The organism is Streptomyces sp. VTCC 41912 (genome assembly GCF_045799175.1).
Taxonomy (GTDB): Bacteria; Actinomycetota; Actinomycetes; order Streptomycetales; family Streptomycetaceae; genus Streptomyces; species Streptomyces albulus_C.
The window spans coordinates 55,996-68,261 of the sequence record NZ_JBJMAB010000022.1; the positions used below are offsets into that span (position 1 = coordinate 55,996).

The 12,266-nt window shown below is 70.6% G+C and carries 13 protein-coding genes and 1 pseudogene; 5 read left to right on the plus strand and 9 right to left on the minus strand.

From position 1 onward, the window contains the following. Positions 1-89: 89 nt before the first annotated feature. Positions 90-335 (minus strand): hypothetical protein, encoded by a 246-nt coding sequence (locus ACJ6WD_RS26555; RefSeq protein ID WP_407616657.1) that lies wholly within the window; start codon positions 333-335, stop codon positions 90-92. Between the two features lie 123 nt (positions 336-458). Continuing rightward, entirely contained in the window at positions 459-911 is a 453-nt protein-coding gene (locus ACJ6WD_RS26560; RefSeq protein WP_407616658.1) for an SRPBCC family protein, read from the minus strand. 78 nt (positions 912-989) lie between these two features. Between ACJ6WD_RS26560 and ACJ6WD_RS26565 the strand changes: the two genes are divergently transcribed. Next, positions 990-1,472, plus strand: coding sequence for a MarR family winged helix-turn-helix transcriptional regulator (locus tag ACJ6WD_RS26565; protein WP_376436719.1), 483 nt, complete (start codon positions 990-992; stop codon positions 1,470-1,472). A 427-nt stretch (positions 1,473-1,899) separates the two neighbouring features. After that, the gene (locus tag ACJ6WD_RS26570) at positions 1,900-2,643 is read left to right on the plus strand and encodes an SDR family NAD(P)-dependent oxidoreductase (protein WP_233660200.1); all 744 of its coding nucleotides are present in this window, start codon (positions 1,900-1,902) and stop codon (positions 2,641-2,643) included. A gap of 56 nt (positions 2,644-2,699) precedes the next feature. Here the strand turns inward: ACJ6WD_RS26570 and ACJ6WD_RS26575 are convergent, their stop codons facing one another. Further along, the gene (locus tag ACJ6WD_RS26575; RefSeq protein WP_407616659.1) at positions 2,700-3,578 is read right to left on the minus strand and encodes a GNAT family N-acetyltransferase; all 879 of its coding nucleotides are present in this window, start codon (positions 3,576-3,578) and stop codon (positions 2,700-2,702) included. A gap of 411 nt (positions 3,579-3,989) precedes the next feature. After that, positions 3,990-4,484 (minus strand): TetR/AcrR family transcriptional regulator, encoded by a 495-nt coding sequence (locus ACJ6WD_RS26580; protein ID WP_233660257.1) that lies wholly within the window; start codon positions 4,482-4,484, stop codon positions 3,990-3,992. Between the two features lie 152 nt (positions 4,485-4,636). Here ACJ6WD_RS26580 and ACJ6WD_RS26585 point away from each other — a divergent pair, with 152 nt between their 5' ends. Beyond that, on the plus strand, positions 4,637-5,608 hold the full coding sequence (locus ACJ6WD_RS26585; protein WP_407616660.1) for an SDR family NAD(P)-dependent oxidoreductase: 972 nt from the start codon (positions 4,637-4,639) through the stop codon (positions 5,606-5,608). Positions 5,609-5,880: 272 nt separating this feature from the next. Here ACJ6WD_RS26585 and ACJ6WD_RS26590 read toward each other — a convergent pair whose 3' ends face one another. Further along, positions 5,881-7,317, minus strand: coding sequence for an amidase (locus ACJ6WD_RS26590; protein WP_407616661.1), 1,437 nt, complete (start codon positions 7,315-7,317; stop codon positions 5,881-5,883). A 94-nt stretch (positions 7,318-7,411) separates the two neighbouring features. Between ACJ6WD_RS26590 and ACJ6WD_RS26595 the strand changes: the two genes are divergently transcribed. After that, a complete protein-coding gene (locus ACJ6WD_RS26595; protein WP_233660196.1) occupies positions 7,412-8,062 on the plus strand; it encodes a TetR/AcrR family transcriptional regulator in 651 nt (216 codons plus the stop codon). A gap of 90 nt (positions 8,063-8,152) precedes the next feature. Here the strand turns inward: ACJ6WD_RS26595 and ACJ6WD_RS26600 are convergent, their stop codons facing one another. The 4 genes and pseudogenes from ACJ6WD_RS26600 to ACJ6WD_RS26615 all read right to left on the minus strand — a co-directional run bounded on the left by ACJ6WD_RS26600 (position 8,153) and on the right by ACJ6WD_RS26615 (position 11,196). Further along, on the minus strand, positions 8,153-8,935 hold the full coding sequence (locus ACJ6WD_RS26600; RefSeq protein ID WP_407616662.1) for an alpha/beta fold hydrolase: 783 nt from the start codon (positions 8,933-8,935) through the stop codon (positions 8,153-8,155). 118 nt (positions 8,936-9,053) lie between these two features. Further along, positions 9,054-9,311: pseudogene (locus ACJ6WD_RS26605) on the minus strand (aldo/keto reductase); the annotation flags it as partial. Positions 9,312-9,367: 56 nt separating this feature from the next. After that, positions 9,368-10,231, minus strand: coding sequence for a helix-turn-helix transcriptional regulator (locus tag ACJ6WD_RS26610; protein ID WP_407616663.1), 864 nt, complete (start codon positions 10,229-10,231; stop codon positions 9,368-9,370). A 575-nt stretch (positions 10,232-10,806) separates the two neighbouring features. Continuing rightward, the gene (locus ACJ6WD_RS26615) at positions 10,807-11,196 is read right to left on the minus strand and encodes a winged helix-turn-helix transcriptional regulator (protein WP_407616664.1); all 390 of its coding nucleotides are present in this window, start codon (positions 11,194-11,196) and stop codon (positions 10,807-10,809) included. A 75-nt stretch (positions 11,197-11,271) separates the two neighbouring features. On the opposite strand from ACJ6WD_RS26615, the gene ACJ6WD_RS26620 reads away from it, so the two are divergent. Continuing rightward, positions 11,272-12,201 carry an NADP-dependent oxidoreductase gene (locus ACJ6WD_RS26620; RefSeq protein ID WP_376436739.1) on the plus strand — a complete coding sequence of 310 codons (930 nt, stop codon included), beginning with the start codon at positions 11,272-11,274 and terminating at the stop codon, positions 12,199-12,201. Positions 12,202-12,266: the final 65 nt, after the last annotated feature.

Below are 12,266 nucleotides of genomic sequence, written 5' to 3' on the forward strand. Positions count from 1 at the left end.
TACCGCAGCGGAACGACTACGGCCTTGGGCGCGCCTGGAGCTGGCTGACGTGGGCGTCGACGTGGCGGGTTGCACCCCCTGACGGCTGATCAGCTGGTGATGTCGGCGAGCCGGGTGACCTCGTCGAGGTCGTCCGTGGCGGGCGCGAAGATGATCTCGTCTACCCCGAGGTCGGTGTACTCCACGATGGACTGCTCGATCGTCGACCGGGCCGTGTGGAGCACCGCATTGCGGGCGATGTCCTTGGGGGCCAGCCGGTAGAAGTCCTGGATGTTCGCCTGTCCGGCCGCGGTGTCGCCCAGCGCGATCCGGAATGGCCGGGGTGTGGGTGCCATACACGTCTCCTGGGTTGTGAAGCGCGTACTGCGGCGACAGGCCGCTGGCGACGTGATCGGCCGCGGGCCGCAGGTCTCTCTACGAGCGGGGTGAGCCGGGCGGCGCTGACCCGACCGGTCGGTTCAGACGCCGTTCTCGACCAGGGCTTTGAGCCGCGGCAGAGTCTTCTCGATGCCCTCGGCGTTCCAGCGCGGCCATGGTGTGCGCACGAGTAGTCCGCGCACTGGCGAGGTGGAGAGGTCACAGGTCTCGATCACCCGTGTGCCGCCGTCGACCTGCTCCAGTTCGTAGCGCCAGCGGTGCTTGCCGGGGTGGCACCACGCGATACGTCGGTCCGGCTCGAACTCGACGACCGTGTTGACGATCTGGTAGCGGACGCCGAACAGCTTCATGGCTGTGGTGAACGTGTCGTCCAGGCTCAGCCGTTCCGGCCCCGAGACCGCGTTCTTCACGGTGCCCGAACCGTCGAAGTCGGCGTGGCGGTGCGGATCGGCGAGCACCGCGAACACCGCCGGAGGCGCTGCGGCGACAACGATGTCGCGTGAAATCAGGAGTGGGCGGGGTGTGGAGGACATGCGGTTCTCCTGGTTCGCTCATGGCGGCGCGAAGCGCAACTCATTGCGGCACGAAGCGCAACATGACAACATGTTGCCATGTGCGACAAGCCAGCGAGACGACAACATGTTGTCAACAATGGTGACCGGGCCTGCGATGCCTACAGCGCACTGATCGACCAGGTCGGCAGTCTCGCCAACGTCGTCGAGGCGATCGGCAACGGCATCGCCCGACCCACCGGCCAGAGCCTGGCGCGCTGGCAGGTCCTCGCCGAGGTCGAACAGGAAGCCGCCCCGGTCGGCGCCATCGCAGGTCGGCTCGGCCACACGCGCCAGGCCGTCCAGCGCGTCGCGGACCTGCTCGTCGAGGACGAACTCGCCTGCTATCGGCCCAATCCCGCGCACCAACGGGCCAAGCTGCTCGAAGTCACCCCGACCGGCCGCGCCGCACTGCACAGGATGCAGACCGCCTATACCCAACTGGCCCTCCGCACCACCGAGGGCCTTGACGCGGAAAGGCTCCACCTCGCCCGCGAGACCCTCAGGGAACTACAACGCCGCCTCGAATCCGAACTCCCCTGACCCATCGACCGGCGCGGCAGCACCTGGTGGACACCGACGGCCGGCGCCACGGCGTCGCCGCCGCACTCGCCCGCCAGGCTGACGAGCCGGCCGGGCCCCGGGAGCGAGGCGTCGAAGAAGTCCATCACCCTGGTGGGCGATGACCCAGGCGCCCAGGCACTCGCGCAGCGGCTCGGGCAGGTCATCGACTCGGCGAGCACGGGCCGGCCGCGCCCCGTGCGGGGCGCTCCAGTCACTCCGGACGTGATCGGCGAAGGCGAGCTCACCGGCCTCCCAAGACGACGTCGGCCACGGCCCCGGGCTGGACCACACTCAACGATCGGCCCGGCGTGGGTCCGTCCCAGCCACGGAAGGAACCATCAGGATCATCAGTTACACGAGGAACAACCAACAGCATGTCGTTCCTCTCGACTTGGAGGAGCTTTCCATGACTGCAGAACTGGACGGATCCACCGCTCTTGTCACCGGCGCCACCGCCGGCATCGGCCGGGCCGTTGCCCTGCGCCTGGCAGCATCGGGGGCCTCGGTCATCGTCCACGGGCGGAACGAGCAGCGAGGTGCTGAGATCGTCGAAGAGATCGCTGCCGCAGGCGGGAAGGCCGCCCGGTTCGTTACTGCGGATCTGAGCAGCTCCGAAGACGTCCTGCGTCTTGCCGCTGAAGCAGGCGAAGTGGACATTCTCATCAACAACGCCGGCATCTACCGGTTCGCCAGTACGCCGGACACCACCGCCGAGATGTTCGACGCCCAGATGGCCGTCAACGCACGCGCGCCGATGCTCCTGGTCGGCGCCCTCGCCCCGGGAATGGTTGCCCGGGGGCATGGCGCCATCGTGAGTATGAGTACGGCGGCGGCTACCACGCCGGTGCGGGAATCGGGCGCTTACGGCGCCTCCAAAGCCGCGCTCGAACTTCTCACCCGAGTATGGGCTGACGAGTTCGGCCCCCAGGGCATCCGCGTGAACGCCGTCGCCCCGGGCCCCGTCTATACCCCCGGGACGGAGGAGATGGGAGGGGAGGCCCTCCAGGCGATCGGGCGAACCACCGTACTGGGGCGGGTCGCAGACCCTGAGGAAATCGCCGAAGCGGTTGCGTTCCTTGCCTCGTCCCGCGCCAGCTACATCACCGGCACGGTTCTCGAAGCACGCGGCGGACAGCTCGCGATCGGCTGACTCCGGGCCGGGCCTCGATGGGGGAGGACGGCGCCCGGCCGGTGGCAGGCCGGCGATCAGCCGCCGAGCGGCGTAGTGGGCGTGAAGTCGTAGACGGCGAAGTCGGTGACGGGGAGGTAGCCGATGCGCTGGTAGAGGGCGTTGCTGGTGGGGTTGGCCAAGTCCGCGAACAGGACGACCTCCGTCACGCCCGCGGTCAACGCGGCCCGGCTCACCTCGGCTGTCGCGGCGCCCGCGTAGCCACGTCCGCGCAGCGGGGTGGGGGTGTAGACGGGGGCCACGCGCATCTGGCCGGCGACCGTCCCGGTCACTCCCGCCATGGAGACCGGTGTCCCGTCCGGGGTCTCCCACAACGTGAGGCGCCCGGAGGCGATGCGGGTGTCGGCCCAGGAGCCGGCGTCCGTGGCAGCAGGCTTGCCGATGGCTGCCGTGAACTCGTGGTACCAGCGTACGAGTTGCTCGCGGTCCCGCTCGTCCGCGACGCGGCACCGGCCCTCCGGGTGCGGCCGCGGCGGGACGAGTGTGCCGAGCCGATAGAGGCGCAGCCGCTCGCGGAGCGTCGGCGTTGCGCCTGTGCGGTGTTGCCAGGCCGCGGCGAAAGCCTCAGCGGTCTGGCGGTCCGCGTTGATCCCCGGGAGGTGGTGGCCGAGTTCGGCCAAGCGGGCGGCGAGATGGTCGACTTGTTCAGGGGCGAGGGGCGTCAGGTTCAGGCGGCGGGGTGGCGTGCGGAAGAACGTGGCGCAGACGCTGCCGGTTCGCTCCAGCCAGCCGAAGAGGGGCGCTTCGGTGCCGTAGGCGTTCGCGCCGCGTGTGCGCAGCGTCGCGGTCACCGTCAAGGGCAGGGTGTGCAGGGCGGGTCGTGAGCGCAGGAAATCTCCGGCTCGCGCGAGGAGCCGCTCGACGTCGTCGGTCAGGTGCCAGCCATCTGGGCGCATGCTTCATCGTTTCGCACCTTGCGGGGACGCGCCTGCGGTTTTCCGCTGAGAGGGGTGCTCGTCAAGGTTGGGGGCTGGTGCACGCAGGCGGCGCGGCTCACCGAACGCATGGCCGTCCGGTGCCTGGCGCACCGACTGCCTGGCGGGCGAGCGGCGATGAGTGGCAGACGGCGGCGGACGAGCAGCGGGGCGCCGGCGACCGACCGGCCAGGCATCGGCGAGTTGCCGGCGGACGGCCGGGCAGCGGTGGGCCCGACCATCCGCCGCAGCCCGCCGAGCCCGGACGAGACACGCACGGCCGCGCCATGGCCGCGTCGCCGCGCCGCTGTCCGGTCCTCGCCGGACCGGCACAGGCACGGCGGCGGACGAGAGGGGCGCCAAGGCCCTCGCCACCCACTTCGGCCTGCGTCTTCAGTGCATCAGGAGATCGATGGCGACCTCCAGTCGTCCGAGGTAGAACTCCCGTGATGCGGTCTGGTGCTTGAGACCGATCGATGCGCTGATCATCGTCTGTGCGACAGGGGTGGCTGCCTCTCGTCCTGACTCGACGGCGATGGCGTCTGTGACCAGTTCCTCGAAACGTCGCGGCGTGGTCTCGACGACTTCTCCGAGGAGGTCGGGGTTGTCCTCGATGACCACCGCGACATCGCGCGTCAGCGGGCCGACGTAACGGCCCGTCCACTGGTCGAACGCTTCGACGAGGCGTTCTCGGAGGGGTCGGCCGGTGTCGGCCAGGACGCGTTCGACCGCTGCGATGTCCCGCTCCAATGCCTGGGTGACAGCGGCCCGGAACAGGGCCTCCTTCGAGGAGAAGAGGAAGTAGAGCCCCGGCCGGGAGATGCGCGCCGCCCGCGCCACCTCCTCCATCGAGGTCCTCCTGTAACCGAATCGCGCGAACGTGGCCATGGCGGAGTCCAGAACCGCGGTCCGACGGTCGGCGGTATCGGCAACTGGCTTCGGCGGGTGGCCGACATCGGTGCTGGTGCTGCTCATGCGACCAGCATACGGGAGCAGTATTCGCGCTATACAAATTAGATCTAGTGCGTATAGTCGCCGCCATGGCCGCTCGCGAACCCCTCTCCACGCCCTTCACCTCCTCCAACACCGCCGACGACGTGCTGCGGGGCGTCGACCTCACCGGTGTCCGCGCGATCGTGACGGGAGCTTCCTCCGGACTCGGGATCGAGACGGCTCGCGCCTTGACCGCTGCCGGGGCAGAAGTGACGCTCGCCGTCCGGAACACGACCGCGGGCGACGCCGTCGCTGAGGCGATCGCGAGCTCGACCGGAGGGATCCGGCCTCGCGTCGTACAGCTCGACCTCGCCGACAGGGCCACCGTCACCCGTTTCGTCGACGGGTGGGACGGTCCACTTCACCTGCTGATCAACAACGCGGGCGTGGTCACCGGTGGTCTAGAACGCACGCGTGAGGGCTGGGAGCTGCAATTCGCGACGAACCACCTCGGCCACTTCGCCCTGGCCACCGGCCTTCACGGCGCCCTGGCCCAGGGAGCGCTCGATCGCGACGGGGCACGGATCGTCTCGGTCAGTTCGACAGCACACATGCGTTCCGGCGTCGACTTCGACGACCTCCACTTCGAGCGTCGCAGCTACGACCCGCAGATCGCCTACGCCCAGTCGAAGACCGCGAACGCGCTCTTCGCCGTCGAGGCGACCCGCCGGTGGGCCTCCGACGGCATCATCGCCAACGCGGTGAACCCCGGTGGTGTCGCGACGGGACTGCAGCGGAACTTCACCACGCGGCAGAAGGAGTCCCTCGACGCGGCCGAGGCCGCAGGAGTCTTCAGGTACAAAACGGTCGAGCAGGGGGCCGCCACCAGCATCGTCGCGGCCGTCGCCCCGGAGTTCGCGCACTCCGGAGGCCACTACCTCGACGATGCACAAGTGGCCTACACCGTGCCGAACGACGCCGACCTCGCGCAGCACCCGCACGGCGTCAAGGAATGGGCACTCGATCCCGCCACCGCCCAGCGCCTCTGGACGGCCTCAACCAACCTGCTCCGCGTCTGACGTCGCGACGCCACCGGTGGCAGTCCCCGAGCGAACGGGATCGTGAGATCCACCGACTACGTCACCGGGAGCTGATCTCGGAGGCCGACCAGTACCGCCTCGCCCACGAGGCCATGAAGACCAGACCGGCTTCCCAAGTCGCCCCCGAGCAGCCGGACAACGGACGGGCAGCACAGCGGGCCCACCCAACTGGACAGCAGCAGTGTTCAGTGCCGCGCGACGGCCAGGCTGCCTGGCCACCGCTGACGGCGAGGAGGCCCCCGGGCCCGACCTCAGCCCTCGCCCTCATCAACGCGGTGCCTGCGTGGATCGAGCGGGGTCAGTACGCCAAGGCGTTCCTCGATCCGTTGTGCCGCGTCCAGGCACAGGTCTTCGCGATACATCCCTGCCATGACCTGGACGCCCTGCGGTAGGCCGGACGCGAGTCCGGTCGGCACGGCCACGGCCGGCACCCCGACGTACGTCGACGCGGTCAGTAGCCGCATCGGCGTGAAGGTCGCGTCTTGCTCCTCCGGGGTCCGTGGCACCACCGGCTCAGGTATCGGCTGCGTGGACACCGGCCCGAGCAGTAGCGGGCAGTGCTCGAAGAAGCGGGCCCACGCGCGCTGGACGCCGAGACGTACGCCGGTCTGCCGGAGGTACTCCTCCAGGCCGACGGCCGGGTGGCGCTGGGTGTCCAGCTCGATGTGGCGGGCGCTGTCGTCGGTGAGCAGCCGCCTGATCACGGGCCAGGCCAGGGAGAACTCCGTGCGCAGCAGTGCGCCGTAGCCGTCGAGGGCGTCCTGCAGTCGCGGAACCTCCACCTCCTCGACGGGGTGGCCGGCGTCCTCCAGGGCTGCTGCCGCCGTCTCGATCGCCGCTCGCACATCCGGGTGGACGTCGCCCCGGCCGCCGGGGTCCGTCACCACGCCGACCCGCACCGGCGCGTCCGGCTTCGGCCCGTACAACGGCGCCGGGACCGCCCGCGGATCCTGCGGGTCCGTGCCCGCCAGCGCCTCGTACGCCGCCCTCAGGTCCGCCACCGACCGGGCCAACGGCCCGTCCACGGGGAAGAGTTGGTGGCCCAGGACCGGGTCCTGGTCGCTCATCCGGTGGTCGGCCGGGAACCGCCCGTAGCTCGGTTTCAGCCCCACGACACCGTTGAACGTCGCCGGGTTGCGCACCGACCCGCCGGAGTCGTTGCCCAGGCCAAGCGGCGCCATGCCGGTCGCCACCGCGACCGCGTCGCCGCCGCTGGTGCCGCCGGGAGTGCGCTGCGGGTCCCACGGGTTGACGGTGTCCCCGAACAACTGGCTGACGGTGTGCAGTCCGGCGATCGCCAGGTCGGGCATGTTGGTGCGGCCGATCGGAATCGCCCCGGCCGCGCGCAGCCGCCGCACCGGGGGTGCGTCCGCCTGCGCCACCCAGTCGCGAAAGTGCGGCACGCCGTGCGTGGTCTCCGATCCGGCGACGTGGATGTTCTCCTTCACCGTGAACGGCACCCCGGCCAACGGGCCCAGTCGCTCGCCGGCGGCCCGGCGCCGGTCGATCTCCCGGGCCGCTTGCCGGGCGCTCTCCTCCAGCAGCCGGGTCACCGCGTTCACCCGCGGGTTCACCGCTTCGATCCGCTCCAGGTGTGCCTCCACGGCCTCCACCGCGCACACCTCACCGGACGCCACCAGCTTCGCCAGCTCCGTCGCTCCCAGCGCCCACAGCTCGTTCGCCCCCATCGGGCCCTCCTATCCTTGAGGACCACAAAGATACAGACACGTATCTGGATACAGAACTGAATATCCGGGTGATGGCACGCCGTAGGATGCTGCCGTGACACCCGAACGCAAGCGCCTGACCCGCGAAGAGAGCCGACAGCAGACCCGCACCCGGCTCTTGGCCGCCGCTGCCGAGCTGTTCACCGAACGCGGTGTCAACGGCACCTCCGTCGAGCAGATCGCCGAACGCGCCGGCTACACCCGCGGTGCCTTCTACGGCAATTTCGAGGACAAGAACGCCCTCGTCGCCGAACTGCTCCACGACCGCACACGCCACGAACTCGAAGAAGTCGGCACTCTCACCCAGGACGCCGCCTCCCCCGCCGACGCCCTCGACAAGCTCCGGGACTGGAACCGCGACCGCGCGCAGCACTTGCCCCAATGGCTGGCCCTGCGCATGGAACTCGTCCTGCACGCGTTGCGAAACGACGCACTACGTCCGCTGCTCGCCGAACGCGAACTCCTCGCCCGCAAAGCCCACGCCACCGGCCTGGAACAGGCGTTCGCCGCCCACGGCGTCGCATCGCCCGCAGACCCCGCGTTCCTCGCCCTGATCGTCCATGCCTTGGAGGACGGCCTGCTCGTCCAACGCCTGCTGACCCCCGACGGCATCCCCGACGACATCGTCGTCGACGCCTTCGATCTGCTCCTGCGCTCCTGGACCGCGCTCGCACAGCATCCGACAGGTGAGGGCGAACGCCAGTAGGGACCGGGGCGATCGGTCACGCCGGACGTCTCCTCGGCCAGCAGCCGGGGTTCAGCGCGCTTGAGGGGGCCTCGCCTCGCAGTGTGCGGTTCAGCGCTCCCGCTCCGGGAGATGGCGGACGAAGTCCAGTAGCAGGGTGCAGAACGCGGAGGGCTGCTCCAGTGGCGCGAGGTGCCCCGCGGCGGGGATGACCACGGTTTCGCCTGCGTCGAGGTCCCGGGCCAGTGCCTGGCCGCCCTCGAAGAAGTCGGGCATGTCGTGTTCGCCGACACCGACCAGGGCGGGCACGGTCAGCGTGCGCAGCACCGACGTTCCCTCTCCGAGCGGGTCCGCCGCCAGGGACGGCCCGCCGTGGGCGAGTTGTTCGGTGAGCTGGCAGCGCAGCATGCGGGCCGCGTGCGCGCGTACGGCGTCGGTCGCGCCGGCCGAGGTCCACGCTTCGACGCCGGCTGTCACGGCTGCGTCCAGGTCGCCGGCGGCGAGCGCCGTCCTTTCTTCATCCCAGGCGGCTTGCAGACGGGGCGAGGCCGGCTGGTCGTGGGGCCGGTACCCGACGAGTACCAGGCCTTCGATCCGCTCCGGCGCCGTGACGGCGGTCTGGAGTGCCACCAGGGCACCGAGGGAGTTTCCGGCCAGGACGAAACGGTCGGCCCCGAGGTGGTCGAGGGTGTCGAGTACGTCCGTCCAGGGGGCCACCTCACGGTCGGCGGGCACGAGCGCGTCGCCGTGGCCGGGCAGGTCCAGGGCGATGGCCCGCAGGCCCGCGTCGGCGAGCAGGGGAAGATGGGCGCCCCACATGGTGCGGTCGGTGGGGCGGGCGTGCAGCAGGACGACGGGACGGCCTCGGCCCGCTTCGTCGGAGGGCAGCAGCATGGCAGGCGTCTTTTCTTCGGTGGGAACGGGGAACGGGAGAAGGAGGCGGGACAGCAGCCGGCTCACGGTGCGCAGGAGCTGCAAAACGGAGCAGGGGCGGTGCCCCCTGGGGCGGCTGTCACGCCGCGGCAGTCAGTTCGTCGGCCTCCGCGGCGCTCAGCCTCAGTGACGCCGCCGCCAGGTTGTCCTCCAGGTGCGCGACCTTGGAGGTTCCGGGGATGGGCAGGACGACGCCGGAGCGGGCCAGCAGCCAGGCCAGCGCCACCCGTGACGGGCCGGCGTGGTGGGCGGCCGCGATCCGGTCGACCGGGCCGCCGGGGCGGGCCAGCTCGCCCGCAGCCATTGGCGCCCAGGGAATGAAGCCGAAGCCGAGTCGGGCGACCTTCTTGCCGGCGATCTCGAAGGTGCCGGCGGCGTCGGCGAGCGACGCAGTCATGATCGGGGTTCTCCTTCCTCGGGGGTGTCCTGGTCCGTCAGGACCGCTTCCTGTTCGGGCAGTCGGCCGAGCAGGATCAAGGCGTCGGCGCTGGTGCTGCCGGGTTCCGCGCTGTAAACGGACAGGTGCTGCCCGGGGGCGCTGGTGACGGCGAGTGCCTCGAAGTGCAGACGTATCTCACCCACCCGTGGGTGCCGGAAGTGCTTGTCCTCGTGTGTGCGGGGACAGACCTCGTAGTGCGCCCACAGGCCCGTGAACGCGGGGCTGTGCACGCTCAGTTCGCCGACGACCCGCTCGATCCGCTCGTCCCGCGGGAACCGCGAGGAGGACGCCCGCAGGTTGCCCACCGCGATCCGCGCCGCGCGGTCCCAGTCGGCGTAGAACTCGCGCGCGAAGGGGTCGAGGAAGATCATTCGCAGCAGGTTGTCGTAGCGGGCGAATCCTGCGTACAGCTCCCGTGCCATCGCGTTGGCCGCCAGCACGTCTTGCGCCGCCCCGACCACGAAGGCCGGCACTTCACGCATGCTGTCCATCAGCCGCAGCAATTCCGGAGCGACGCTCGTCGTGGCGGCCGCCGTCTCGAAGACGGACAGGCCCAACCGGAAGAGATGGGTGGTCGCCGCGTCGTTCAGCCGCAGTGCCCCGGCGATCGCCCGCAGCACCTGCTCGGACGGGCGCCGCTCGCGGCCCTGCTCCAGCCGGATGTAGTAGTCCGTGCTCATCCCGGCCAGCAGCGCCACTTCGTCACGGCGCAGCCCGGGCACCCGCCGCGACCCGTCGTCGGGCAGGCCGACGTCCGCCGGCACGACCGCCGCACGGCGGGCTCGCAGGTAGTCGCCGAGTTCGTTCACGCTTTCCATGGCAGCCACGCTAATCGCGGACGGACGCCGGGGCGTGGGTGCGCTGCACCCCTCCACGGCCGAGCACGCCTCCTCGGCCGGCCGCAGCACGCCCTCCCACGCCAGCGGCCGTGCCCGTAGCGTCGGCGCTGCCACCAGTCACCGCGCTGCCGACCGCACGACGATGCGGCCTCTGCCCGTCCTCTCCGAGGCAGGTCGAGGCCGGGCCGGCTACGGCGACCGCCCGGGGCAGTCACGGAGCCGCTGCCCCAGGACGGCGTCCGAAAGCTGGCGCGCGGCGGCCGTCCTCGGTTGGGTGAGCACGCCGGCCACGGGCCCCGTCTCGACCAGACGGCCCTGCCGCAGCCTCCCCGCACGGTCGGCGATCGACTGGGCCACGGCCAGGTCGTGGGAGGTGAGGGGTAGCTCGGACCGTGCTCCCGATGGAGTTTCGAGCAGTAGCGCCGCTCTGTTGGTTGTCACGCCAGGCAACGGCCTGCGACTGGCCATCCCCGAGTTCTAGGGCGGCAAGGAGCCCGAAGGGTTGCGTGGCATCGAGTACGTGGCCGGGTCCGGGTTCGGGTCCGGCACTGTTTCTAGGAACAGCAGTGTCCATTGGCCACGGGCTCGGAGTGGGCGTCGAGCGCATCGAGCACGGCGTCGCCGTTCGCCCTCACCCACTCGGTCAGCACACGGATCGGCTCGATCAGCGTCGCCCCGAGCGGAGTGAGTTCGTACTCGACGCGGGGCGGTGCCTCGGCGTATGCCTGGCGGCGGATGAGTCCGTGCGCCTGGAGCCGTCGGAGAGTCTGGGTGAGCACCTTGCGGGAGATGCCGCCGATCAGCTCGACCAACTCACCATGGCGCACCGGGCCCTTGCTGAGGCCGGAGAGCACGACCACCGTCCACTTGTCGGCGATCAGCTCGACCGCCAGGCGCGCCGGACAGTCGGCGAGCAAGGGATCACGAGGACCAGAACCGCTCATGGCACCCAAGGTACCTGCCGGTTCCCATCGGACACCTAGCCTGGGTCTCCTTCCCCTTCGAAAGCCAGGAGAGTCATGCGCGTCATCACCCAGCAGACGCTCGGCGGTCCCGAGGTGCTCACCCTCGTGGACGCGCCCGAGCCCCGGCCCCTGCCGACCGAGGTCCTCGTCCGCGTCAAGGCGATCGGGCTGAACCCGCTGGAAGCGCTCCTGCGCGCCGGCGAGTTCCGGCTGATCGGCCGGCCGCCGTTCGTCCTCGGCTGGGACATCAGCGGCGTGGTCGATCATGCACCCCAGACGTGGCGGTTCAGGCCCGGCGACGAGGTGTTCGGGATGCCGCTGTTCCCGCGGGCGGCGAACGCATACGCCGAGGTCGTATCGGCGCCGGCGTTGCACCTGGTACGCAAGCCGGCGTCGCTCTCGCACGTCGAGGCATCCGCGCTGCCGATCGTCGGGCTGACGGCGTGGCAGGGCCTCGTCGACCTCGCCGGCGTGCGCGAAGGCGACCGCGTACTCATCCACGGTGGTGGCGGCGGGGTCGGCCACGTGGCGATCCAGATCGCGAAAGCGCTCGGCGCGCACGTGATCGCGACCGCCAGCGGCAGCAAGCGGAAGTTCGTCGAGGGCTTCGGTGCCGACGAGGTGATCGACTACACGACGGTCGACTTCACCGAGGCGGTCCGCGACATCGACGTCGTCCTCGACACGATCGGCGGCGACACCGCCAAGCGGTCGCTCCACGTGCTCCGCCCAGGCGGTCACCTGGTGACGGCGGTCGTCGAGGGCGATGCGGAACTCGCCGCCACCTACGAGGCGGCCGGCATGCGCTTCAGCGGCATCGCGGTCGATCCCGATCCGGTCGCCCTGCGAGGTCTCGTCGAACTCGTCGAACAGGGCAGGCTCCGGGTCCACGTGCAGGAGACGTTCCCGTTCGAGCGCGTCGCCGACGCGCACCGACTGCTCGACGCCGGTCACCTCCAGGGCAAGCTCGTCCTCACCCTCTGACCCGGTCGCCGACTTGCCGCGTCCGGCCCGGTACCGACCGCAGCGAGCTGCTGCGGGGCGTGGCG